Below are 24,835 nucleotides of genomic sequence, written 5' to 3'. Positions count from 1 at the left end.
GAAGAAGATCAGCATGATGAACACGATGTCGAGCATCGGCGTGATGTTGATCTCGGCCTCTTCCTGCGACCGCTTGCGGTGCTTGCGCTCGATCATGCGGGCGCCTCCCGGGGCTGTTCGTCGAACTGCATTTCCAGGGCGTCTTCGAGTTCCTCCATCTTGAGCTTGGCCCGCTGCCTCAGCCAGGCCGACAGGTACAGTCCGGACAGCGCGGCAACCAGCCCCGACATCGTGGGGATCGTGGCCTGCGAGACGCCGCCCGCCATCAGGCGTGCATTGCCGGTGCCGAACACCGTCATGATCTCGAACACCTGGACCATGCCCCACACCGTGCCCAGCAGGCCCAGGAGCGGCAGTATCTGCATCAGCGTCTGTATCAGCCCCAGGTTACGCCTGGCGCTCAGGCCGACCTCGGAAAGAATCAGGCGTCGAAGGTTCGCGGCGAACCACGAACCGTCGCGGCGTCCGCTTTCCCACAACTGCCGCGCGCCGCGCATTTCTCCGGGCAGAACGCCGAAGAAATACCAGAGCCGTTCAACGATCAGCGTCCACATCAGCATGGTGACGGCAAGAATTCCGTAAAGCACGGGGCCGCCCAGCTCGAAAAAGCCGCGGATGGAAGCCCAGGCTTCGAACAGGAAAGTCATCTGCCAGTGTCCCGCCGTTATCCCGTCCTGCTCTCCTCAAGCCTCCGCCGCGGCGGCATCGCCTTCCGCCCTGCGTGCGATCAGGCCGGCGCTCTGTTCCTCCAGAATTTCCACCAGCGACTGGCTGGAACTGGAAACCACGCTGTGCAGCAGCACCAGCGGGATCGCGACGATCAGGCCGAGAACGGTCGTAATCAGGGCCTGCGAGATGCCTCCGGCCATCAGCTTCGGATCGCCGGTTCCGAACAGCGTCAACTGCTGGAAGGTGATGATCATTCCGACCACGGTGCCCAGCAGGCCCAGCAGCGGGGCGACGGCGGCGAAAACCTTGAGTATGCCCTGGTAGCGTTCGAGTATCGGCGCTTCCCGCATGATCGCCTCATCGAGCTTGAGCGCCAGAGCATCCAGATTGCCGGTCTGGTGTTCCTCGTAGACTGCCAGGATCCGTCCCAGGGCATTGTCCTTGCTTGCGCTGGAGCTCCTGAGCTGCGCGCGGATTCGCCGTCCGGCGCCCTGCAGCACGACCAGCCGCCAAAGCGCGATCAGCAGGCCGATGGCGCCCATTCCGATAATCGTGTAGCCCACGTATCCGCCCTGTTGCAGGCGCTCGCCGAGGTCCGGAGCCTGGATCAGCATCCCCAACAATTGTCCTCGGGTCGGGTCGACCGCCATTTCGACGGGCCCCGCCGTGGCATCGCCGAGGTCTTCGGCCATGCTGAGATACCTGCCTGCGGGCTGACGAGGCAGGATCTGCAACGCGCCCGTCCCGTCATCCCGTGTCAGGAACTTGCCGTCGTGGATCAGGTTGAAGGCGCCGACGCGGATCACGTTGCCCGCGCTCGTCTGGCCGGACGGATCGGTAATTTCCGCATCGAAACGTACGACCTGCCCGGACTGCGCCATTTCCTCCAGCAGCATCAGCTGCAGGCCGCGCAGGTCCTCCAGGCTGGGCAGTTCCTTCGCCTCGGCCATGCCGCGAACGAGATCGAGGCGGTCCGGATACTGCGCCGACACCAGTGACGTCACGACCTGGCTGACGGTATCGCCGGCCACGTCGCGTACGACGCCGAACAGTTCGCCGAAGTTTCCGATCCGGATCTGAAGCCGTTCCTCCAGGTCCGCAAGCTCGTTTTCGTTCTGCTCGTAGCGGCGGTTCAGCGTATTGCTGCGGCGCTCTTCCGCGGCCAGATCGCGGGACACCTCCTCAAGCATGCGCTGGCGGTCGTCGCGAGCCTGACGAAAGCGCTCCACCCGTTCCCGGTTGAGGCGGGAACCTTCCCGGGCCTCCAGGCGGACCAGTTCGAGAAGTTCGAGTACCGAATCGGCCTGCTCCCCGGGAACTTCCGGCTGTGCCTCTTCCTGGGCCGTGGCAGGCCCCGCCAGGATGATCGCCAGACCGGACAATGCAAGCAAACGGTTCATGACTTACCTCCTTCGGGCGCGGCAATTGGAAGGGTCAGGATGTCCGGCGGCGCCAGCCGGCGCGCCATGCGTATTCCCACGGTTATGGGGCTGCGATAACTGTCATCCAGCGAACGCCATTCCCCGCTGCGCGTATCCCAGTAGCCGGTTTCCTCGCGATCGGGCGTCTGGTAGGCCAGAAGCACGCGGCCGACGCGCAGGAAGTCCACCTTGCGGTTGACTCCCCCGATCTCCAGTTCACCGGGATAGGACTCCATGTTGCGTCCGATTGCCGCCTCCGTCTGGTATGCGCCCATGACCTGGCGGTATTTTTCGGCGATGCTGACATCGGCGCGGTCCATCAGGTCGCGCAGATCCGTGAGCATGTCGCGGCGCGTATCCATCAGGAACGGGACGTCGAGCGAAATGAACCGGTCCAGGTCCTCGACCATGTCCATGAGCAGCGGAACGATTCCCTGTTCGAGATCACCGAATTCGTTGATCTGCCTGGTGAGCGAAGCCTTTTCGCGATCCTGGTCGTCGATGGTGCGCTGCAGGTTGTCGTTGTAGCGGCGAATCCGGTCCAGCTCCTGCAGCCTTACACGGTACTCGCTGACCGCCTCCTGAGTCTCGTCGGCCAGGGCGTTGACCTCGGCCTGCGCCTGCCGGTCGTCTGCCGTCGCGCTCTGCTGCACCGCGAGCATCTCGTTGACGCGCTGGTCTCCGGCCGCCGGGCCGGCCAACAGGCAAAGGCCGCACGCAATTACTGCGATCCGGTGCGCTTTTCCTGTTCCAAAAAAGTGATAACGCATTTTGCTCCCCACCTACCCTTTTTCGAGCGGTCAAAATAACATATCTGTTTCGGTTTCCGGCAGGAGTTTGTCGACTGATCGATCATGAGCACAGAAAAAGCCGTCATCGCCGCCGCCCGGCGAACTCCCATAGGCGCCATGCTGGGCGCGCTGTCCCGGGTATCCGCTACGGACCTGGGGGCGACCGCGATCCGTTCCTGCCTCGGTGACAGCGGCCTGCCGTCCGGCGAAATCGATGAAGTTCTGATGGGCTGCGTGCTGCCCGCCGGGCTCGGCCAGGCGCCGGCGCGCCAGGCCGCCCTCGGAGCCGGCCTCGACAGCGCTACCCCCTGCGCCACGATCAGCAAGGTGTGCGGGTCCGGACTGTTCTCGGTGATGCTGGCGCACGACCGGATTCTGGCCGATCCCGAAATGGTCGTCGTGGCCGGGGGCATGGAATCGATGTCCAATGCTCCGTACCTGGTCGAGAAGGCACGGGACGGTCTGAGAATGGGACACAAGGAACTGCGCGATCACATGTTCCTGGACGGATTGCAGAACCCGTACGACGGACGGATGATGGGCTTTTTTGCCGAGGAGACCGCCCGCCGCTACCAGTTCAGCCGCCGCGAGCAGGACGAGTTCGCGGTGGATTCGGTGACGCGCGCGCTGGCGTCGCGCGAGGCCTTCGGGTCCGAGATCATTGAAGTGAATTACCTGTACCGCGGCAATACGTTCACGGTAAGCGAGGACGAGGAGCCGGGTCGATGCGATTTGGGGAAGATACCCGCCATGCGACCGGCCTTTGCCCGGGACGGCACGGTCACGGCGGCGTCCAGTTCCTCGATTTCGGACGGCGCCGCAGCCCTTGTCCTGCTGAGCGAAAGCCGCGCGGGCGAATTGGGCGTCCAGCCCCTGGCGAGCGTGGCCGGTCACGCCACCCATGCGCACGAACCGGAATGGTTCACCACCGCGCCCGGTCCGGCGATCGGGAAGGTCCTGGAAAGAGCGGGATGGGCCGTTGACGACGTGGACCTGTTCGAGATCAACGAGGCCTTCGCCTGCGTCGCGATGGCTGCCATGCGCGACCTGGGCCTGCCGCACGAGAAGGTTAACGTGCGCGGCGGCGCCTGCGCGCTGGGCCACCCGATCGGCGCCAGCGGCGCCCGCATCCTGGTCACGCTGATCCACGCCCTGCGAGACCGCGGCGGAGGCCGCGGCGTCGCCGCCCTGTGCATCGGCGGAGGCGAGGCGGTCGCCGTCGCCGTCGAAGTCCCCTGATCGCGCGGCCTACATCCCGGCGTAGTTCGGGCCTCCGCCCCCTTCCGGCGCAACCCAGTTGATGTTCTGCGCCGGGTCCTTGATGTCGCAGGTCTTGCAGTGGATGCAGTTCGGCGCGTTGATGACGAAACGCGGCGTGTCGCCTTCCCAGGCCACTTCGTAAACGGCCGCCGGACAATAGCGTTGCGCGGGCTCCGCGAAGTCCGGCAGGTTGTCCCGTATCGGCAGGTCCTCGTCCTCCAGAACCAGGTGGCATGGCTGGTCCTCTTCGTGATTGGTGGCCGAGAGGTACACCGAAGAAAGCCGATCGAAGCTGATCTTGCCGTCCGGCTTCGGATAATCGATCCGGCGCGCCTTTGATGCCGGCAGCAGTTCCTCGTGGTCCGGCTTGCGGTTATGCAGCGTGAACGGCAGCCGCCCCCGGAAAATGTTCAGGTCCAGCCAGGTAAACGCCGAACCGGCGAGCAGGCCGAACCGGTGCTGGGCCGGTCCGAAATTTCGCGCCCGGTGCAGTTCTTCGTGCACCCAGGACCCGTCGATCCGGTCCTGGTAGTCCTCCAGGACCGCCGGCGGCGAATCGCCCGTAAGCGCATCGAAAACCGCTTCGGCGGCCAGCATGCCGGTTTTCATCGCCGTATGGCTGCCCTTGATTTTCGCCCCGTTCAGAAAGCCCGCATCGCATCCGGCCAGGAGTCCTCCGGGAAAGGCAAGCTTCGGAAGAGACTGCAGGCCTCCCTTGTTGACCGCGCGCGCGCCCCAGGAAATCCTCTCGCCGTCCTCGATGACCTCGCGAATGCGCGGGTGGTGCTTCCAGCGTTGAAACTCCTCGTACGGATCGAGGTACGGATTGCGGTAGTTCAGCGCCACGATGAAACCGAGATAAACAAGGCCGTCATGCGCGTGATAAAGGAAACCGCCGCCTTCCGTAGTCTGTCCAAGCGGCCACCCCAGGGTGTGCACGACGGCGCCCGGGCGGCGCCGGTTCTCGGGCGCTCGCCAGACCTCCTTTATGCCGATGCCGTAATGCTGCGGATCGCTGTCCTTGCGAAGATCAAAGCGCTGCATCAGTTCCTTGCCGAGATGGCCCCGGCAGCCTTCCGCGAAGATCGTGTACGGCGCGCGCAGCTCGATTCCGGGGTCGTAGCCAGGCTTTTCGCACCCGTCGCGGTCGCGGCCCATCTCCCCCGTGACCACGCCCGCGATCCGGCCGTTCTCGTAAACGACGCCGGAAGCCGGATAACCGGGGAACACGTTGACCCCAAGATTCTCCGCCTGCGTCCCCATCCACTGGCACAATGCGCCCAGGCTGACGATGCAATTGCCGTGATTGCGCATGGGATGGGGAATGAATACTCCCGGAAGGCGCAGCGAACGGCCCGGAGACAGCAGGAAATGAAAATCGTCGGTTTCCACGGGCGTTGCGGGTGGCGCTCCCCGGTCGCGCCAGTCGGGCAGCAACTCATCAAGCGCACGGGTTTCCAGCACCGCGCCGGAGACGATGTGCGCGCCGATTTCCGCGCCCTTCTCCAGCAGACAGATGTTCAGTTCGCGGCCCGTTTCGCGAGCCATCTGGGCCAGCCGGATCGAAGCCGCCAGACCGCATGGCCCCGCCCCGACGACGATGACGTCGAACTCCATGCTTTCCCGCGCGCTCATAGCGCGGGGAGTGTACACGGCGCTGCGCCACACAACGCGAATCGACGCGGGATTTACGGCCTGCGTGCTATTATCCGGCCCGGTCATTTGTACGAACTGGAGGGGACCCTATGGCCCGAACGCTCCGCTTGCGTCTGCTTGGCGTCGCAATTCCCGCCATTGTCCTGTGCATCCCGTTGGGAGCTGCCGCACAGGAACTTGAGGAAATCATCGTTACCGCCCGGAAGCGTGACGAATCGCTGTTGGAGGCGCCGCTGTCGATCACCGTTTTTTCGGCCGAGGATCTCAGCCGGGCGGGCCTGGAAACCCTGGGAGACATTGCCCTGCAGACGACCGGGCTGTCCTTCCAGGACAACATCGCCAGCAATCGGCCGGGACGGCAGAACACGGTAATTCGCTTTCGCGGAATGTCGCCGCCCAGAGGGTCGCCCCACCAGCAACTTGCGGGACTGTTCGTGGACGGCGTGTTCGTCACGGGCGGTTCGCAGTCCATTCCGATGCTGGACGTGGAGAGGGTGGAAGTCATCAAGGGCCCGCAGTCCGCGTTTTTCGGACGCAACACGTTTTCGGGCGCCATCAACTACGTAACCCGCAATCCAAGCCTGACGGAATTTGAGGGCAAGGTGCGGGCCACCGCGGGGCAATACAGCCAGTACAACATCGCCGCCAGTTACGGCGGGCCGATCATCCAGGACAGGCTGGCCTTCCAGATCGGTTTCAGCGACTACAACAAGGGCTCCATGTACACGGCCAATGACGGCGGCGAACTGGGCAAGGAGTCGTCCGATTCCATAAGCCTGACGCTGCTGGCCGCGCCGAGCGACAATTTCACCGTGCGCCTCCGCCTCTTCAATCACGAGGACGACGATGGACCGCCCGCGGTAGGCTACCTGCCCGGTTCCGACTGGGACACCTGCACCGGCACGACCATCCGGCGTCCGGACAACGACGGCAACATCACGACGCTTCATCCCGCTCAATACATATGCGGTCGGGTCCCCTTGCCGGGGGAACCGGGCGCGCCGGATATTTCCGTAAATACCACGTTGTACCCCGAGATCTTCACGCGGATAACGCACCCGACGCGCTGTCCGGAGGATTGCTCGAACTGGCTGGTGCAGAACCTCGTGAACAACACGACGCTGGACGGCGTGCCGTCCCGCACCACGATGGGCATGAGCCGGGAGGTTTTCCGCTCCAGCATTGAATTGGACTACGGGTTCGCCAACGGCATGGACGTGTCGTTCAAGGCCTCCTACAACGACCATGGCGTGAACTGGATTCGTGACTTCGACATGACCGATTACGAGTCTTTCTGGACCTCCGACCCGCAGAGGAATGAAGACAAGGGCGCCGAGTTGCGCCTGACCTCCTCACCCGACAGCCGGATCAGCTGGATGGTGGGAGCGAGCTACACGGAACAGGAAATCGCGCTGTCCGGCGTCGGCGGAGACGTGGTGGTGGCGTGCTTCCTGCCCGAAGCCATTGGTTGCTTCGGTCCGCTGTTCGTGTCGCTGCCCCCCACCCAGGGCGAAACTGCGAAAACGAGGGGCGTCTTTGCCGCCACGACCATTCCCCTTGGAGACCAGTTCGCGATTGATATCGAGGCCCGCTACATGGCGGACCAGCGAACGACCGGCGGTCTGGCCGAGGATTACAACGAAATCGTGCCGCGGGTCATTCTTCGGTGGCATCCCAATGACGACATCAATATCTATGCCAGCTACTCACTCGGGGTCCTGCCCGGCGTTTTGAATACCAACCTGATCAATGCCTCGCGGGATCCGTTCATAGAGCCCTACGTGGATCGCGATACCGGAATGCCCAGCACGGAATCCGAGTACGACCAGATCCGCCGCAAGGCCCCGGAAGCGGGAGAGTCCACCCCGACCCAGGAACTGGACGCCATCGAAATCGGCATCAAGGCGTCCCTGATGGACGGACGCGGCCAGATCAGCGCGGCGGCCTACTATTACGAATGGGTGGCACAGTTGTTTACCAACTTTGTGGTCTATTACCAGGATGACGAGAACCCCGCCAATCGTGATGGCGTGGCCGGCCCGCAGCAGCAGCCACGCACGCTGGAATTCAACTTCCCGGGGGATTCGGAGCTCTGGGGAATTGAAGTGGAGAGTTCCTGGGCGCTGACCGATAACTGGCTGATCGGCGCCAATGCCGCCTGGCAGGACAACGAATACACGACGTTCGCCGCGACCTTCGTGCAGGACATCACCGGCAGCCGCAACCTGGCCGGCAACCAGTCAGGACGCTACCCGAGTTTGATGGGTAATGCCAGCCTGACCTACATGGACACGCTGACGGCCGATTGGGACTTCTTCGTGCGCGGAGATTTCATGTACTACGGCAAGACCTGGGCAGGCAACGGCGGCAACCTGGCCAGGCTGGACGCGTACTGGCTGACCAACCTGCGCGCCGGAGTCGAGCGGGACAACCTGCGCGTGGAGTTCTTCGTCAACAATGCCCTGGAACAGGACACCTGGGTGGCTGCCGTCAGGAATACGAATTTCACGCAATTCACGGGTTTCCGGTTCAACATTCATGGCGTCATGGTGGCGCCGCAGGACCTGCGGTCCGCCGGCATACAGGTGGACTGGAGCTTCTGATTCCCGTTACCGGGAGGGCGAGGGCGAACGCCCTCCCGGTAATTTCGGCGCCGTGAGCGCTCCTCTCTGGACTCCGCCGCCCGAAAGGGCGCATGCCAGCGCCATGGCGCGGTTCATGCGCGAAGCCGGTTTCTCCGACTACCCTGCCCTGCATCGCCGGTCGATCGACGATCCCGAGGGCTTCTGGGCCCGGCTGTGGGGCTTCTGCGGGATTCGCAGCAGCAGGAATTTCAGCGTCGCCCTCGCCGAGGGCAAGCGGATGCAGGACGCCGAATGGTTCTCCGGCGCGCGCCTCAATTTCGCCGAGAACCTGCTGTGGCAGGAAGACACAAGGCTCGCGCTGATCTATCGTGACGAAGCCGGCCGGCGGCGGGAAATGAGCTACGGGAGGCTGCGCGCGGAGGTGGGGCGCGTCGCGGCCGGTCTGCGCAGCCTTGGAGTGGAGCGCGGCCACAGCGTTGCGGCCTGGATGCCGCACGTTCCGGAGACCATCGTCTTCATGCTGGCCGCTGCGAGCATCGGGGCCGTATTCAGTTCGTGCTCGCAGGAATTCGGCGTGCCCGCGGTGCTTGAGCGGTTCGGGCGACTGGGGCCCAGGGTGCTGCTCGCCGCGGACGGCTATCACTGGCGCGGGCGGCCCGTCGATCGCCTGACGGAACTTCAGGAAATACGCAAGGGCCTGCCCGGACTGCAGACGACGGTGATGGCGCCCAATCTCGGTAGCGCCGGGGATCTTCCGCGGGATGCGGGGACCGTTCTTTACGACGATCTCGGCAGTCCGGCAGCCCCCGCCTTTGAACAGCTCCCCTTCGACCACCCCCTTTACGTGGTGTTTTCCTCCGGCACCACCGGAGCACCCAAGTGCATCGTGCATCGCGCCGGTGGCGCACTCCTGCAGCATGTCAAGGAACATCGCCTGCACGCCGACGTCGGCCCCGATGACCGCCTGTTCTACCTGACAAACTGCGGCTGGATGATGTGGAACTGGCTGGTCAGCGGACTGGCGTCGGGATGCACCCTGCTCCTGTACGAGGGTTCGCCACTGCACCCGTCGCAGGACGTACTCTGGAAGATTGCCGGGGAGGAGAAGGTGACCGTGTTCGGCGCCAGCGCCGCCTACCTGAAGGCCATGGAAAACGGGTCAGTGCGGCCGCGAGCCGTTTCCGATCTTTCCCATCTGCGGGCGCTTCTCTCGACCGGTTCGCCGCTCGCGCCCCGGAGCTTCGATTACGTTTACCGGGAGGTGAAGAGCGACCTGATGCTGGCGTCCATTGCGGGCGGGACGGATCTCCTCGGCTGCTTTATCTCCGGCAACCCCATGCTCAGCGTTTACCGGGGGGAAATGCAGTGCCGGGCACTGGGTATGGCGGTTGACGTATTCGATTCCGATGGCCGGCCGGTTCGCGAACGGACCGGCGAGCTGGTCTGCACGCGACCGTTTCCGTCCATGCCGCTCGGTTTCCTTGACGATCCCGGCGGCAGGAAATATCACCAGGCCTATTTTGCGAGGTTTCCCGGCGTGTGGGCCCATGGCGATTACGCCGAGATTACCGGCACCGGCGGCCTGGTGATCCATGGGCGTTCCGACGCGGTGCTGAATCCGCGGGGTATCCGGATCGGCACCGCCGAAATCTATCGCGTGGTGGAGGCGCTGGACGAAGTTGCGGAGGCGCTGGCCGTCGGCCAGGAATACGAAGGCGACGTTCGCATCGTCCTGTTCCTGCGGCTGACCGATGAAGCCGTCGATCGGGAACTGCTGAAGAAGCGGGTGCGGGAAGCGCTGCGCCTCGACGCCAGTCCCCGCCACGTTCCCTCAAGAATCATCATGGCCCCCGATCTTCCGCGAACCATCAGTGGGAAAATCAGCGAACTGGCGGTTCGGGAAGTCATACACGGCCGGGAGGTCGCCAACCGCAAGGCCCTGGCGAACCCCGAATCCCTGGAGTTTTTCGCCGGACTGGAGAAGGAACTGGCATGAAGAAGGCTCGAATCGAAGTGGACGGGCAGGCGCTGGACGTAAGCGTGGCCGGGGACGGCAGTTTCCGCCTTGCCGGTGGGGAGCCGCTTGAGCCCCGGGACTGGCGCTGGCTTCCGCCGGCACACACGATCATCTACGGTCTGGCGCTGAATTTCGCCGACCACGCGCGCGAACTGAAATTCGCGGAATTGCCCGCGGAACCCATACCGTTCATCAAGAACCCGTCGTCGGTCGTGGGCCACCTGGAGGAAGTCGTCCGGCCGGCGGGAGTGCAGTACATGCACTACGAAGGCGAACTGGGCGTCGTGATCGGCCGCGCGGCGCGGGGCGTGAACCGCGAGGAGGCAATGGACTACGTGTCCGGCTACACCATCTGCAACGACTTCACGGTGCGGGATTTCGTGGGTAACTTCTATCGGCCGCCCATCAAGGCCAAGGGCTTCGACACATTCGGCCCGGTCGGTCCGTGGATCGTCGACGCGGCCGACATCGCCAATCCGCACGAGATGTCCATTCAGACCCGGGTCAACGGAGAATTGCGTCAGGACGGCAACACGCGCGACCTGATTTTCGACATTCCGACGCTGATCGAGTGGTTTTCCGAATTCATGACGCTGGCGCCGGGGTCGATCATCTCGACCGGCACCCCGCACGGGCTGTCCGACGTCAAGCCGGGCGACACCGTCGAAGTTCGCATCGAGGGCATCGGCAGCCTCGTGAACCCTATCGTCGCCGAGTAACCTCCAAGGTGCTTCGATTTCGCCAAGAGCTTGCCCCTGCCTCGTGGGAGACGCATAAAGTCGTCCTGACGCTCGACTGGGGCGTCCTGCCCCAGACGCTCCCACGAGGCAGGGGCAAGCTCTTGGCTTACGCCGGCGTCTCGTGAAACATGCCGGCTATAGCCCGGTGCCTGCCCCCCTCTCGCGGGAGCGTCGAAGGCAGGATGCCTTCGCCGAGCGTCAGGACGACTTTATGCGTCTCTCGCGAGAGGGGGGCAGGCGGCGGGCGAGGAAGCACGAGCGGTAGATCAGCAGGAGGCCTATGCCGCCGGTCAGGGCGCAGGCGCAAATGAGCATGGTCATCGGCGCCGGGGAACCGTTCGGCAGCCAGCCCATCAACTGGAACCCCACGCCGCCCGCCATGATCTGCGAAAAGCCGACAATGCTGGAGGCCGTACCCCGCCTGGTGGGCGCGGCGGACAGCGCAGCGGCCATGCATTGCGGTTGCGATATGCCGTTGGCGAAACTGAGCATCGCGGCCGGACCGACGATGGAGTAGAGGTTGACCACGCCATTGACGACAAGTCCCAGCATCAGGCCGCCGCCGATCGCATAGGACAGGATCCCGCAAGCCAGCAGCCCACGGCTCGCCAGCACCCCCCAGCCGGAGAAGGCAGTGCCCAGCAGGTATCCCAGTGTCAGGTAGACGAACACGTAGCCGAAGTGGAACGGCTCGTAACCCAGCATGTCTATGACCAGGTACGGGGAGGCGGACAAATAGCCGTATACACCCACCTGAACGGCGATGAGGATGGTCAGGTGGCCGACAAAGCCGGTGGTGAGGAAAGGTGACTTGCCGAGCGTGCTGCCGCCGTTCCCATCCGAGACGGGCGCCTTGCTTCCTTGGGGCTTGTGGGTTTCCGGCATCCACTTGATCGCCATGAGCAGCAACAAGGCCGAGCACGCGCCCAGCAGCAATGGAATGCTGCGCCAGCCGACCGTGGATACCAGATAGCCGGCAATCACCGGCGCCAGCATTGGGCCCATGACCAGCGCCATGGTCATGAAACTCACCGCCCGGGCCAGTTTTTCGGGCGGCATCACGTCGGCCGCCACCGCGCGCCCCATGGTCGAACCCGCCGCCACGCCGACTGCCTGCACTACCCGGCCCAGGACCAGCATGGCGAGGGAATCGGCCCAGTAGCTGATGGCGGAACCGATGCAGAACACCGTCAGCCCCAACAAGACCACACGCCTTCGCCCGAATCGGTCGGAAACCGGCCCATACGCCAGCATGGCGAACGCAAGCGCCGCTGAGAAACCGGATATGACCCACTGCGTGTCCGCGACCGTTGCGGAAAAACTCTCGCGGATACTTGGGAGCGCCGGGACGAAGATCTGCATCGCAAGAGGGCTCAGCGCATGAATCACCGTAACGATGACGATAATGGTTCCGGTGCGCGCTTTACTCAGATCAGACATTAAATAACAGTCATAAGTATCTGTAATATTATCAATACCAATCCGGTAATCGCGCCTGCCATAAGATCATCAAGCAGAATTGCGGCGCCTCCGGTGAATCGTTTCTCCATCAGGCTCACCGGCCAGGGCTTGAGGATATCGAGCAACCGGAACAGCACAAAGGCCGTTACGACCCACGGCAGCGACGGACTCAGGAACAACAGCGCCAGGTACATGCCCAGCACTTCGTCGAGGACAACGAAGGAAGGGTCTTCCCGTCCGGACCTGCGTGCACAGGCGCCACAGGCCAGCGCGGCGGGTACGGCAGCCAGGATGAGCAACAGCGCTTGCAGTTCCCGCCCCATCGGCAGCGTCAGCCACCAGATCAACAGCCCCCCGGCGGAGCCCCATGTGCCGGGTGCGACGGGTAGATAGCCCAGCCCCAGACCGGAACCGGCAAGATCAACAAGCCGCGCTTTCACGAAAAATGCCGAAAACCGGAGTCGGACGGTTCCCAGGATCGTCCGTCGCGCGTAAATATCAACCCCTCCCCCCTTTGCAGGACGCCGATACGCGTGAGCTGCAGTTGGTCCGAGATGGCTTCCAGCTTGTCCTGCTTCTCTTCCGGGACTGCAAAGCAGAGTTCGTAATCATCGCCGCCCGCCAGCGCCAGCCGATGACAGTCGTCACGCTCGGCAAATTCCCGCAAAGCGTCTGAAATCGGCAGGTCTTCGGTCTTTACGCGCCCCTGAAGTCCGCTGCGGCGCAGCAGGCGCGGCAGGTCCGCCAGCAGACCGTCCGACAGGTCCATGCAGGCGGTTGCGATACCGCTGAGCCGCCTGCCCAGTTCGATTCGCGGTTGCGGATAGCAGAATCGGCGAACAAGCCTGTCTTCCGAGGATTCGCGGTGTCCTCCTGGGTGGGAGGGCGTCCCCGCCCTCCGGGAAGGCGAGGACGCCTTCCCACCCAGGACGGCCGCCCTGCCCTCCAGGGGCTTGCCCAGGCGTTGCTGCAGGACCTCCAGGCCGGCGGCGGCATCGCCGACGAAGCCGGACACCCAGATGCCGTCACCGGCGCCGGCGGAGTCGCGGCGCAATACCGCATCTTCACGTGCCGAGCCATGGGCGGTGACCGTGATGCTGAGAGGTCCCCGCACGAAGTCGCCGCCCACCACCCTCAACCCATGTCGATCCGCCAGCGCGTAGAGCCCGTCGGCGAATCCCCCCAGCCAGGTCTTGTCGGCGGACGGGACCGACAGTGTGACGACCGCCCAGAGCGGACGAGCGGCCATCGCGGCCAGGTCGCTGAGGCTGACCGCCAGCGCGCGGTAACCGACGGAATGGGCGGGCGTGCCCGCAGGGAAGTGCACCCCCTCGTTGAGCGTGTCGGTAGTAATCAGCAACCGCTCCCCCGGAGGGCAACGCAGCATAGCGGCGTCATCGCCCGGTCCGATCAGCACTTCGTCGCCGTCCGCCGAATGACGGGCAAACAGGGTCTCGATCAGCCGGTCTTCCGGCTCAGTCCGCATGGTCGGCTTCTGGATCGGCCCGGACTTCAGGAGTGGCCCTGGCCCAGCGATCCAGCACTGCGTTGACGAAGCGGTACCCCTGGTCGGCGCCGAATTCCCGCGCCAGTTCGATCGCCTCGTTGATGGCTACCGCCCGCCGCGTGCCCCGGCCCTGCATTTCGGCCAGGGCAGTCCAGAGGACCGCGCGTTCAACCGGATCGATTCGCTCGATGGGGATATCGCTGGCGGCCGAGATCTGCCGGTCCAGCTCGTCGCGACGCGTCGTCGCGGCGCGCAGGAGCTCGGTGAAGAACTTCGTATCGGCACGACCATAGTCTTCGCACAGACGGAACTGGGCCAGTATTTCATTCGCATCCGACCCCGTGAGCTGCTGCTGGTACAGCGCCTGCACCAGTAGCCGGCGGGCCCGGCGGCGGCGTTCCCAGCGCATAGCGTTTGCAGGCCCTAAGAATCCGCGTGCAGGATACGAAGGATTGCGTTGGCGGCCTCGCGCCCCTTGTTGCGCTCCGGACTCCGCACGCCGCAACGGTCCTCGGCCTGCGCGCGATTCCCACAGGTCAGCACGCCCAGGGCGACGTGGACGTCCTCATCGAGGCCTACGCGCATCAGCCCGGCGCAGCACTCGCGAGCGATATGATCGTAATGGTCGGTTTCACCGCGAATAAGCACGCCGAGAGCAGCCACGGCGTCCGGCGCATGGCGGCGAACCAGGCGGCGCACCTCCAGCGGCAGCTCCCAGCAGCCCGGCACTCGCCGCAGCACGATCCGGTCTTCCGCCACGCCCGCTTCCAGGAAGCGTTCGCGGGCGCCCGTCTCCAGAAGTTCGCCGAGCTCGTCGTAGTAATCCGCCGTAACGATCAGGATCTTCAGTTTCGACTCTCCGGCGGCCACGGCGACTAGTCCCCCGCATCGACGAACTTGACGACTTCCAGGCCGAAGCCCGAGAGTGCATGGATATTGCGGGGAGCGCCCAGCACGCGCATGCGCGTTACCCCGAGGTCGCGAAGAATCTGCGCACCGACGCCGATCGTGCGCAAGTCGGTGACTTCCTCGCCGCCGGCCCTGGGTGGCCCGTTCAGCGACGACATGGCGGCCATCATGCTTCTTGGCGATTCCTCGTAGCACAACAGCACGGCCACGCCCGTTTCGGACGCATAGATCTGGTTCAGTGCGGCGTCGAACGGCCAGCCCAGATCGGCCTGCACGCCTGCCGCATCGCGCAGCGTGTTGTGGACGTGAACCCGAACCAGCGGCGCATCGTCCTTGCGGAGATCGCCGTGCACCAGCGCCAGGTGTACCGTGCGGGCAACCTGGTCCTCGTAGGCAATCAGCCGGCAGGGGCCGAAGCGCGTCCGGGCGTTTCGTTCCTCCAGGCGTTCGACGAACTTGTCCTTTTCGAGGCGGTAGCGGATCAGGTCGGCGATGCTGCCGATCTTCAGGCCCCGTTCGGCCGCGAATTTCTCCAGGTGGGGCCGTCTCGCCATGCTGCCGTCCGCGTTGAGGATCTCGACAATCGCCGCGGAGGGCGGCAATCCGGCCAGGCGTGAAAGATCGCATCCCGCCTCGGTGTGGCCGGCGCGGCTGAGCACGCCGCCCGGCTGGGCCATTACGGGGAAGACGTGCCCCGGCTGGCGCAGGTCCTCCGGCCGGGCGTCCGGCGCGGCCGCGACCCGTATCGTATGGGCCCGGTCGTGTGCGGATATTCCTGTGGTAACGCCCTCCGCCGCCTCGATCGACACGGTGAAATTGGTGCTGCGCTGGACATTGGTGTCCGCCACCATCAGCGGCAGGCGCAGGCGGCGGCAGTGCTCGGGCGTGAGGGTCAGGCAGATCAGGCCACGGCCGTGCAGGCTCATGTAGTTGATGTCCGGGGCGGTGACACTGGACGCGGCCATCACCAGGTCGCCCTCGTTCTCGCGGTCCTCGTCGTCGACGATGATGACCATGCGGCCCGCGCCGATGTCGGCAATGATTTCTTCGGTGCTGGAAAACATCGTGGGTTCAGCCCTTCAAGAGGTCGCCTTCAGTCGTGCGACGTAACGCGCAATGATATCGATTTCCAGGTTCAGCCGGCTTCCGGCGCGGCAATCGGATAGCGTGGTCTCCCTGAGCGTGTGGGGCACCAGGTTGACCGAAAACGAGTCGTTCGATACGTCATTGACGGTCAGGCTCACGCCGTCGAGCGCAACCGATCCCTTGGGTGCGATGAAACTTCGCAACTCCCCGGGCGCGGACAGGACCAGCTCGACGGAGCGCCCGTCCTCGCGAGCCTGAAGCACCTCGGCGGCGCCGTCCACGTGACCCATCACGAAATGCCCGCCCAGCGCGTCACCGGCCGCCAGCGCCGGCTCGAGATTGACTCTTTGCCCAACGGTCCATGCCCCCAGCACCGTATCGGCAAGCGTTCTCGCCGAAACGTCCATGGCCACGACGCCCTTCGTGGATTCCACGATCGTCAGGCAGGCCCCGCTGACGCAAAGGCTGGCGCCGATTTCGAGCGCGCGCGCGGCAATTCCGCGGATGTCGATGCTCAGCCGCCGGTCACCGCTGTCGAAGACATCCACCCCGATAACCGTGCCGATGGTCTGGACAATGCCGGTGAACACTTCAGTGCTCCGCCGGCGCAAGTATCAGCCGAACGTCGGGCCCCACCCTGCCCGCTTCCAGCACCCGGAACGAAGGCCGCTGGCTCATGTCCTTCAGCGGGGCGAGCCGGAAAAGACCGGCGGCTCCGTCGCCCAGCAGGACCGGTGCGGTATACAGCACCACTTCATCGATGAGCTTCCCGGCCAGCAGCGCTCCGCACAGAACGGCGCCTGCCTCGACGTGAATTTCGTTGAATTCCATGTCCGCCAGCAGTCCCATCGCGGCGGGAAGCGAAACCCGCCCGTCGTCTCCCGCGGGCAGGCTGCAAACGGCCGCCCCGGCTTTCGACAGGGCAGACGCCCGGCGTCTTGCCGCCCCGTCGTCCGGCGTACAGTGCAGAACATGTATGTCGCCGGGACGCTCGAACAGGCGCGCGTCGGGCGGCGTCCGCAGGTTCGAATCCAGGACAACGCGGGCCGGCGGCTTGATCTCGCCCAGGTCATCGCGTCGCGCATCGAGGCGGGGATTGTCCGCAAGCAGGGTCCCGATGCCCGTGAGCACCGCCGAGCTGCGGGCGCGCCAGCCATGTCCGTCACGGCGTGCTTCGGAAGAAGTAATCCACTGGCTCACACGGCTGGCCAGCGCGGTGCGGCCATCCAGGCTGGCGGCCAGCTTTATGCGCACCCAAGGCCGGCCGCGTTCCCAGCGCGACAGATAGCCGGGGTTAAGTTCCCGGGCCTGCGCTTCCAGCAATCCGCCCTGGACGTCGATGCCGGCTTCGCGAAGCCGCTGTGCGCCGGCGCCCCGAACGCTCGCATTCGGATCCGTGACGGCGAATACCACGCGGGTAACGCCGGCGGCCACCAGGTCGTCCGCGCAAGGGCCGGTCCGGCCGCGGTGCGAGCATGGCTCAAGGGTCACATAGCAGGTGGCGCCCCTGGCGGCCGCTCCGGCCTCCTTCAGCGCGCGGATTTCGGCGTGATCTTCGCCTGCGCGTCGATGCCATCCGCCGCCGACGCGCTCTCCGTCCTTTACCAGGACGCAGCCGACGCGGGGGTTGGGGTCGGTGGTGTTCAGTCCCCTTGCGGCAAGCTCCAGCGCCTCCCTCATCCAGCGCTGGTCGGCCCGTTGATCGGCGACTTGAACGAGTCTGGCGCCTTGCGGCACTACGAATACACCGGAAATTGCCGGCAGGTCTCCAGCACCCGCTCCCGAACGCGCGCAATCAGGGCTTCATCGTCGGGGCTGTTCACCACCGAGGCGATCGAATCCACCAGCATCGCCATCTCCGGTTCGCCGAAACCGCGTGTCGTGCAAGCGGGCGTCCCGAGGCGCAGACCGCTGGTGATCATCGGCGAGCGGGAATCGTTCGGCACGGTGTTCTTGTTGACCGTGATGTTGGCCTGGTCCAGCGCTTCCTCGGCCTGGGCGCCGGTCACTCCCGTCTCGCCCAGATCCACGAGGAACAGGTGGTTTTCGGTCTTGCCGGAAACGATGCGCAATCCTTTCTCGCTCAAGCCGTCGGCGAGAGCCGCGGCGTTGCGCTTCACCTTCCGCTGGTAATCGCGGAAATCCGGCTGCAGAGCCTCCTCGAAAGCCACTGCCTTGGCCGCGATGGCATGCATGAGCGGACCACCCTGGGTGCCGGGAAAAACCAGCGAACGCAGGCGCCTGGTGATTTCCGGGTTGTCGCGAGCCAGAATCAGCCCGCCGCGCGGCCCGCGCAGGGTCTTGTGTGTGGTGCTGGTGACGACGTCCGCAAGCGGTGTCGGATTGGGATATTCGTCCACCGCCACCAGCCCCGCCACATGCGCCATGTCCACCATCAGGTAGGCGTCCACTTCATCGGCGACTTCGCGGAAAATCTTCCAGTCGGCAACCCGGGAATAAGCCGAGAATCCGCCGACGATCATGCGCGGTCGGTTCTTGCGCGCCTGATCGCGCAGCTGGTCGTAGTCGATCAGTTCCGTCTTCGGGTCGAGCCCGTAACTCGACACCTTGAACAGCTTGCCTGAGATGTTCACCGGCGATCCGTGTGTGAGATGGCCGCCGTGACTCAGGTCCATGCCGAGAATCCCATCGCCGGGCTTCAACAATGCGAGGTACGCGGCCGTATTGGCCTGCGTTCCCGAGTGCGGCTGCACGTTCGCGTAGTCCGCCCCGAACAGGCGCAACGCCCGCTCTATGGCCAGCGACTCGGCCACGTCCACATGCTCGCAACCGCCGTAGTAGCGGCGGCCCGGGTAGCCTTCCGCGTACTTGTTGGTGAGCACCGAGCCCTGCGCCTCCATCACGCGGCGGCTGGCATAGTTTTCCGAAGCGATAAGCTCGACAAAGTCTTCCTGCCGCTTTACTTCGGACTGCAGTGCTTCGGCAAGCCGCGGATCGAACCGGGCGATTTCGGGGTATTCAGTGGCCATGGGTCTCCGTCACGTACGTCGGTTCTCGGGACAATCAATCGTTATGAAAAGCGGGTGGTTCCGTTTCCGGCAAGTGTACCGGCAAAGACCTGCATGGGGGCGTGTCCCTGGGCGAGAAGGCGTCCCGCCTTCCCGGGAGGGCGGGACGCTCTCCTTCCGGTCGTCAGGAACGGCCTTCCACCAGGTTCCTTACCACCGCACTCCAGGCCGAAGCCAGGTTTTCGCGCGAGTAGCCGCCGCCGCCCATGGCCAGGATCCGGCCCCCGCAGGCGGACCGCGCGATGGCGCAAAGGCGCTGCGCCGCATGGGCGTGCGCCCCGGCGCTGTAATTCAGCCTGCCCAGGGGATCTCCCTTCAATCCGTCGGCGCCGCACTGCAGGAGTATGAATTCGGGCGCGCATTCGCGAACGTGAGCCTCGATTCTTTCGAATGCGGCGAGAAATTGCGAATCGCCGTCTCCCGGCTGCATGCACAGGTTGATCTTGGTGCCGTGGGCCGGTCCCCTGCCCCGCTCGTTCTCGCTGCCCGTACCGGGGTATTGCCAGCGGCCGTCCTCATGAATGTCCGCGAAGAACAGGAGAGGATCCTCTTCGTAGGCATAGTAGACGCCGTCGCCGTGGTGCACGTCAATATCGACATAGGCGATGCGCTGCACCCCATGCACCGACCGCAGTGTCTCGACGACCACGCCAATGTCGTTGAGCACGCAAAAACCCGCGGCGTGCTCCTTCCCGGCGTGATGGAGGCCCCCTATGGGCAGGAAGGCATTACCGACCCTGCCCTGCATGATCGCCTCGGTGGCGTGGAGCGCGGCGCCCACGACGCAGCAGGCGGCTTCGAACAGCCCGCTTCGGGCCGGCGTGTCGCCCCCGTCCAGGAACCCCCGGTTCTCCTCGCAGCGCCGTCTGGCGAACTCGAGGTAGTCCCGGCCGTGAAACCGCTCCAGTTCCTCCGGCCCGGCCGGCGCAGCCGACTCGAATCGGATTGCATCTCCGAAATCGAGCTTCGCCATCGCCTGCTCGAAGGCTCCGTGGCGGTCCAGCCCGAAGGGATGATCGCCGGACCAGCCGTAACCCGACAATTTTTCGCCGCCCATGACCAGCGTGGGAAGCATGCGATACGCCTCAGTCGATGGCCGAACGCGCGTTCAGGAACATCTGCATCCACGGACCATGCTCCCCCCAGCCCGGCGGATGCCAGGAGTGTTGGGTGGACCGGAACAGCCGTTCCGGGTGCGGCATCAGGGCGGTCACACGCCCGTCCCCGGATGTCAGTCCCGCCAACCCCCCGGGTGACCCGTTTGGATTGGCCGGGTAGAGCTCGGTGGGCGTTCCGTGCCCGTCCACGAACCGGCAGGCGGCCAGGCTTGACTCTTCACAAGCCCTGCGCTGCCGGCGCGTCGTAAATTCGGCTCGTCCTTCTCCGTGCGACGTCGCGATCATCAGCAGGGAGCCCTCCATGCCCGCCAGCAGCACGGAAGGGCTGGGCTCGACCCGCACGATGCTTAGCCGCGCCTCGAACTGTTCGGAACGATTGCGGGTAAAGCGGGGCCAGTGTTCGCATCCGGGAATCAGTTCCGAAATCAGGCTGAGCATCTGGCAACCGTTGCAAACTCCCAGCGTGAACCGGTTCGGCGTCTCGAAATACCGCGCAAATACTTCGCGCGCCCGTTCGTTCATCAGGATGGAACGCGCCCAGCCGCCCCCGGCGCCGAGCACGTCGCCGTAGGAAAACCCGCCGCAGGCCGCCAGGCCCTGGAATCCGCTCAAATCCTCTCCGCCGCCGAGGATGTCCGACATGTGCACGTCCACGGCCAGAAAACCGGCTTGGGTGAAGGCGGCGGCCATCTCCGCGTGCCCGTTGACGCCTTGCTCGCGCAATATGGCTACCCGGGGCCGGGCGCCGCCGGCAGGCGCCCTGCGGTGCTTGCCGGCCTCGCGCGGAGGATGCCCGGCCACGGCCGTCAATCCGGGGTCGTTTTCGTCCAGAAGGCTTCGGTACTGCTCTTCGGCTGTCTCGGGGTTGTCCCGCAGCGATTGCATTCGGTAACTCAGCTCCGACCAGCGCCGGTGCAATTCCACGCGGTCGAATTCCAGCTTGCCGTCCCGGTGCCGAATCCGGATGTCGCGCGGACGCGGCAAGCCGCCCCGCGAATTCATGACCCTTCCCAGGTCCACCAGGCATTCTTCCAGGCCGTTTTCACGGGACAGGGACCGGACTCTGTCGAGGTGGTCCTCATGAACCTGCAGCACGCCGCCCGGTTCCTCGGCGAACAACCGCGCGAGAAGGGCCCGGCCTCCCGCGCCGGGCATTTCCAGTTGCAGGCCCAGACGGCCCGCAAAGGCCATTTCGCACAAGGTAACGAAGAGCCCACCGTCGGACCGGTCGTGCCAGGCCAGCGCGATTTCTTCCGCGGCCAGCTCTCGCAAGGTCCCGATCAACGCGGCCAGCAGGCGTGGGTCGTCCAGGTCGGCGGGTTGCCCCCCGGATCGGCCGAATGCCTGGGCCAGGCAGCTTCCGCCCAGGCGGTTGCGGCCCGGCGACAGGTCGAAAAGAACCAGGCGGGTGCCGGGAACGTTCGCCAGTTCCGGTGTCAGCGTGCGCCGCACATCGCCTGCCGGGGCAAATGCGGTCACTACCAGCGAGACCGGCGCCGTAACCACGTGCTCGCGGCCGTCGGCGTTGCTCCAGGACGTCCGCATGGATAGCGAATCCTTGCCGACCGGCGCAGCAACCTTCAGCTCCCGGCAACAGGCTGAAAGGGCTTCGACGGCCGTGCGCAGGGCCGATGCCTGACCCGGCGCCGCCGGCGCCGCCATCCAGTTGGCCGAAATGCGAACACGGGCCGCCTTTCCGATGTCGGCGGCGGCGATATTCGTCAAAGCCTCGGCCAGGGCAAGGCGGCTGGCCGCGGCCGGATCGATGACCGCCACGGGCGTGCGTTCGCCGACCGCCATCGCTTCCCCGGCTTGGCCGTAAAAATCGCGCGCCGTCACGGCCACGTCGCTGACGGGAACCTGCCAGGGCCCGATCAATTGATCTCGCGCGACCAGTCCCCCGACGGTCCGGTCCCCGATGTGGATCAGGAAGGACTTGTCGGCCACCGCGGGCATCGACAGCACGCGCTTGACGGCCTCTTCGGGATCGACGCCGTCCAAGTCAAGGGAGTCCGTGGGTGGCAGATCTTCCGACAGGCGCATGGTCATGCCGGACGCACCGCCGAACAGCAGGTCAAGCGGCATGTCCACCGGTGGCTGTCCGGACTTTCGCAGCAGCCTTATCCGGCCTTTGTCGTCCATCCGGCCGAGCAGCGACCAGGGACAGCGCTCCCGCCGGCACAGGTCCTCGAATTCCTGCAGCCGCGCGCCGTCCACGGCCAGCATGTAGCGTTCCTGCGCCTCATTGCACCAGGTTTCGAGCGGAGACATGCCCGGATCGGCGCTCGGAATGGCGTCATAGGCAAGGTTCGCGCCCCTTCCGCTGTCGTGCAGCAACTCCGGAATTGCGTTGGACAACCCTCCGGCCCCGACGTCATGGATGCCCAGAATGGGGTTCCCGCTCTCCTCCGCAAGGCCCAGTTCGCAGCAGCGATCGATGACCTCCTGCGCTCGCCGCTGCATCTCGGCGTTGCCGCGCTGCACCGATGCATAGTCGAGTTCCTCGTGGTCGGCGCCGCTGCCTCTCGATGAAGCGGAGCCGCCGCCTACGCCGATCCGCATGGCCGGTCCCCCCAGGACCACCACCAGCGCCCCCGGCGGAGATTTGAGCTTGTGCACGTCGGAATCCCGAACGGCGCTCACGCCGCCGGCGATCATGATCGGCTTGTGGTAGCCCCAGTGGCGAGCGCCGTCCTGTTCGAAGCAACGGAAATACCCCGACACGGCAGGGCGCCCGAACTCGTTGTTGAAAGACGCCGCCCCGATCGGCGCCTCGAGCATGATCTGCAGGGGAGAGGCGAGCCGGCCGGGCCGCTGAAGATCATTCTCCCAGGGCCGGGCCGCGCCGGGGATCCTGAGATCGGAAACCGTAAACCCGGTCATTCCGGCCTTGGGCCGCGCGCCGCGTCCCGTTGCCGCCCCGTCACGAATCTCGCCCCCCGCCCCCGTCGCGGCGCCAGGAAAGGGCGAGATCGCCGTGGGATGGTTGTGCGTTTCGACCTTGATGCAGGTATGCGCCGGCTCCTCGACGACGGTGTATTCCTGCCTGGGGCCGCTCACGAACAGGCGCTGGGCCGGGCCGCCCGAGATCACCGCGGCGTTGTCTACATATGCCGACAGCAATCCCTCCGGGCTGTGTGCCGAAGTCAGGCGGATGAGATCGAAGAGCGAATGCTCGAGCCGCTCCTCTCCATCCCACCAGTCGGCGTTGAAAATCTTGTGCCGGCAGTGCTCCGAATTGACCTGCGCGAACATCATCAGTTCGGTGTCGGTGGGGTCGCGTCCCAGCGTCCCGAAACCCGCTTCCAGGTAGGCAATCTCCTCCGGCGACAGGGCCAGCGCCATTTCCCGGTTGGCCCGTTCAAGCGCCTCGCGGCCCTCCGAAAGCAGGGGAACCGCTTTCGGCTGCCGCGGGGCTTCCGGGGCGAACAGATCTTCCAGCGGAACGCCCTCGGGCAAAAGGTCCTGGGTCATGCGGTCGAACAGCTCGGAGCGGGCTTCCCGGTCCAGGGGCTCCGAAGAGGCTATCCGATAGCGCAAGGCGCGTTCGATTCGATGCGTATTCGGAAATCCGCACAGGCGCGCAATCTCGCTGGCCTTTGTGGACCACGGCGATATGCTGCCGCGCCGGGGCAATGCGAGAAGAACCTCTTCCCGGCCGTCGAATTCCGGTTGCGGCCAGTCCGGCCCGTAGTTCAGCAGATCACGGAGCCGGTCGAGTTCGGCGCCCTGCGGTTGCGGATCGATGCTGACAAGGTGAAGGAAACTGGCGGCTACTTCCCGGACGCCCGGTTCCCGGGCCTGCAAACGGCTCAGGAGTTGCTTGCGTCGGAACGGGGATAGTGCGCCGGAACCTGGAAGCGCCAGCATCCCCTATGGCCTACTCGGAACCGGTTCCGCCGGGGGCGTACACGGGCGCGGGAAACTGCGTCACGTTGCTCTCCTCGGCGGACGAAATCTTGCTCACGCCGCGTTTCTCCACTTCGTCGATGCGCAAAACGCAATGCATGGGAATATAGGTGCGGCGCACTCCGGAGAATTCGGACTTGATCTTCTCCTCGCCCGGATCCACAACCAGCGACGTGCGCTTCCCGAACTCCAGTCCGTCCACTTCGACGAACCCGAACATGCCGCCCTGCGAAACCCCGCGGGCGTACATTTCGTAGACCTTGCCCTGGTTCAGGAAGCTGATGCGATAAAGGGGCTTGGCCGCCATGATCGGGGCCAATTATACCGGCACGCACCCTTGCTATTGAAGATGGTAATTCGAGACGAATAATAATGATTCTCATTTATGTTAGACTCGCAACACGCTCGATGCCGCAACAAAATCACTTTGGCGAGAGAAATCGGTCTTGACGAATTGCCCAACGGCTGCGGCAGTGAAATCCGCGCCGTCAAGGGCGAAGGGCGTGTCTCCCGCGAGCTCCTGACACTGGGGCTGGTGCCGGGAGTTCGTGTCCGCGTGCTGCGCCGAGGCATAGGCGGCGATCCCCTGGAAATCGTCGCGGGCGGCCATCCCCTCTGCCTGCGGCGGGACCAGTCCCGCATGATTCGCGTCGTGGCAGCCTCTGACGAATCCTGAG

General features: G+C 65.0%; 22 protein-coding genes. 5 read left to right on the top strand and 17 right to left on the bottom strand.

Features of this window, described 5'->3' with window-relative positions; all coding sequences use genetic code 11:
* The 4 genes from F4036_01545 to F4036_01530 all read right to left on the bottom strand — a co-directional run.
* A partial coding sequence (locus F4036_01545; protein ID MYK36426.1) for a biopolymer transporter ExbD occupies positions 1-93 on the bottom strand: 93 nt, incomplete at its 3' end.
* Entirely contained in the window at positions 93-647 is a 555-nt protein-coding gene (locus tag F4036_01540) for a MotA/TolQ/ExbB proton channel family protein (protein MYK36425.1), read from the bottom strand. The genes F4036_01545 and F4036_01540, both read right to left, overlap by 1 nt.
* A 36-nt stretch (positions 648-683) precedes the next feature.
* Positions 684-2,069 carry a hypothetical protein gene (locus F4036_01535; protein MYK36424.1) on the bottom strand — a complete coding sequence of 462 codons (1,386 nt, stop codon included), beginning with the start codon at positions 2,067-2,069 and terminating at the stop codon, positions 684-686.
* The gene (locus tag F4036_01530) at positions 2,066-2,860 is read right to left on the bottom strand and encodes a DUF3450 domain-containing protein (protein ID MYK36423.1); all 795 of its coding nucleotides are present in this window, start codon (positions 2,858-2,860) and stop codon (positions 2,066-2,068) included. Before F4036_01530 ends, F4036_01535 begins: the two co-directional genes overlap by 4 nt.
* An 84-nt stretch (positions 2,861-2,944) precedes the next feature.
* On the opposite strand from F4036_01530, the gene F4036_01525 reads away from it, so the two are divergent.
* The gene (locus F4036_01525) at positions 2,945-4,120 is read left to right on the top strand and encodes an acetyl-CoA C-acyltransferase (protein ID MYK36422.1); all 1,176 of its coding nucleotides are present in this window, start codon (positions 2,945-2,947) and stop codon (positions 4,118-4,120) included.
* A gap of 9 nt (positions 4,121-4,129) precedes the next feature.
* Here F4036_01525 and F4036_01520 read toward each other — a convergent pair whose 3' ends face one another.
* Complete coding sequence (locus F4036_01520) at positions 4,130-5,758, bottom strand: electron transfer flavoprotein-ubiquinone oxidoreductase (protein ID MYK36421.1); 1,629 nt, start codon at positions 5,756-5,758, stop codon at positions 4,130-4,132.
* Positions 5,759-5,886: 128 nt separating this feature from the next.
* Between F4036_01520 and F4036_01515 the strand changes: the two genes are divergently transcribed.
* From F4036_01515 to F4036_01505, 3 genes are read left to right on the top strand one after another with little or no spacing between them, the layout of a single operon-like run.
* Positions 5,887-8,400: a TonB-dependent receptor plug domain-containing protein gene (locus F4036_01515; protein ID MYK36420.1), complete on the top strand. Its 2,514-nt coding sequence runs from the start codon at positions 5,887-5,889 to the stop codon at positions 8,398-8,400.
* Positions 8,401-8,452: 52 nt separating this feature from the next.
* Complete coding sequence (locus F4036_01510) at positions 8,453-10,378, top strand: acetoacetate--CoA ligase (protein MYK36419.1); 1,926 nt, start codon at positions 8,453-8,455, stop codon at positions 10,376-10,378.
* The gene (locus F4036_01505; protein MYK36418.1) at positions 10,375-11,118 is read left to right on the top strand and encodes a 2-hydroxyhepta-2,4-diene-1,7-dioate isomerase; all 744 of its coding nucleotides are present in this window, start codon (positions 10,375-10,377) and stop codon (positions 11,116-11,118) included. The genes F4036_01510 and F4036_01505 overlap by 4 nt, the downstream gene beginning before the upstream one ends.
* A 219-nt stretch (positions 11,119-11,337) precedes the next feature.
* Here F4036_01505 and F4036_01500 read toward each other — a convergent pair whose 3' ends face one another.
* The 12 genes from F4036_01500 to F4036_01445 all read right to left on the bottom strand — a co-directional run bounded on the left by F4036_01500 (position 11,338) and on the right by F4036_01445 (position 24,468).
* Entirely contained in the window at positions 11,338-12,579 is a 1,242-nt protein-coding gene (locus tag F4036_01500) for a multidrug effflux MFS transporter (GenBank protein ID MYK36417.1), read from the bottom strand.
* Positions 12,579-13,097: a phosphatidylglycerophosphatase A gene (locus tag F4036_01495; protein ID MYK36416.1), complete on the bottom strand. Its 519-nt coding sequence runs from the start codon at positions 13,095-13,097 to the stop codon at positions 12,579-12,581. The genes F4036_01500 and F4036_01495 overlap by 1 nt, the downstream gene beginning before the upstream one ends.
* Positions 13,037-14,086 (bottom strand): thiamine-phosphate kinase, encoded by a 1,050-nt coding sequence (gene thiL / locus F4036_01490; GenBank protein ID MYK36415.1) that lies wholly within the window; start codon positions 14,084-14,086, stop codon positions 13,037-13,039. The genes F4036_01495 and thiL overlap by 61 nt, the downstream gene beginning before the upstream one ends.
* Entirely contained in the window at positions 14,076-14,516 is a 441-nt protein-coding gene (gene nusB / locus F4036_01485) for a transcription antitermination factor NusB (GenBank protein ID MYK36414.1), read from the bottom strand. The genes thiL and nusB overlap by 11 nt, the downstream gene beginning before the upstream one ends.
* Positions 14,517-14,530: 14 nt before the next feature.
* Positions 14,531-14,977 carry a 6,7-dimethyl-8-ribityllumazine synthase gene (ribH, locus tag F4036_01480; GenBank protein ID MYK36413.1) on the bottom strand — a complete coding sequence of 149 codons (447 nt, stop codon included), beginning with the start codon at positions 14,975-14,977 and terminating at the stop codon, positions 14,531-14,533.
* A 5-nt stretch (positions 14,978-14,982) separates the two neighbouring features.
* Positions 14,983-16,080: a 3,4-dihydroxy-2-butanone-4-phosphate synthase gene (ribB, locus tag F4036_01475; GenBank protein ID MYK36412.1), complete on the bottom strand. Its 1,098-nt coding sequence runs from the start codon at positions 16,078-16,080 to the stop codon at positions 14,983-14,985.
* Between the two features lie 15 nt (positions 16,081-16,095).
* Entirely contained in the window at positions 16,096-16,692 is a 597-nt protein-coding gene (locus F4036_01470) for a riboflavin synthase (GenBank protein ID MYK36411.1), read from the bottom strand.
* Position 16,693: 1 nt separating this feature from the next.
* Positions 16,694-17,782 (bottom strand): bifunctional diaminohydroxyphosphoribosylaminopyrimidine deaminase/5-amino-6-(5-phosphoribosylamino)uracil reductase RibD, encoded by a 1,089-nt coding sequence (gene ribD, locus F4036_01465; protein MYK36410.1) that lies wholly within the window; start codon positions 17,780-17,782, stop codon positions 16,694-16,696.
* Positions 17,783-17,838: 56 nt separating this feature from the next.
* On the bottom strand, positions 17,839-19,092 hold the full coding sequence (locus F4036_01460; GenBank protein MYK36409.1) for a serine hydroxymethyltransferase: 1,254 nt from the start codon (positions 19,090-19,092) through the stop codon (positions 17,839-17,841).
* 163 nt (positions 19,093-19,255) lie between these two features.
* Positions 19,256-20,206 (bottom strand): acetoin utilization protein AcuC, encoded by a 951-nt coding sequence (locus F4036_01455; protein ID MYK36408.1) that lies wholly within the window; start codon positions 20,204-20,206, stop codon positions 19,256-19,258.
* Between the two features lie 10 nt (positions 20,207-20,216).
* A complete protein-coding gene (gene purL / locus F4036_01450; protein ID MYK36407.1) occupies positions 20,217-24,119 on the bottom strand; it encodes a phosphoribosylformylglycinamidine synthase in 3,903 nt (1,300 codons plus the stop codon).
* A gap of 10 nt (positions 24,120-24,129) precedes the next feature.
* Positions 24,130-24,468 (bottom strand): DUF1820 family protein, encoded by a 339-nt coding sequence (locus tag F4036_01445; GenBank protein ID MYK36406.1) that lies wholly within the window; start codon positions 24,466-24,468, stop codon positions 24,130-24,132.
* 75 nt (positions 24,469-24,543) lie between these two features.
* On the opposite strand from F4036_01445, the gene F4036_01440 reads away from it, so the two are divergent.
* Positions 24,544-24,834: a ferrous iron transport protein A gene (locus tag F4036_01440; protein MYK36405.1), complete on the top strand. Its 291-nt coding sequence runs from the start codon at positions 24,544-24,546 to the stop codon at positions 24,832-24,834.
* The last annotated feature ends 1 nt before the right edge of the window (position 24,835 follow it).

The sequence above is a fragment of the Gammaproteobacteria bacterium genome (assembly GCA_009845905.1).
Lineage (GTDB): Bacteria > Pseudomonadota > Gammaproteobacteria > Steroidobacterales > Foliamicaceae > Foliamicus.
This window is presented reverse-complemented; position numbering and strand designations above follow the sequence as displayed.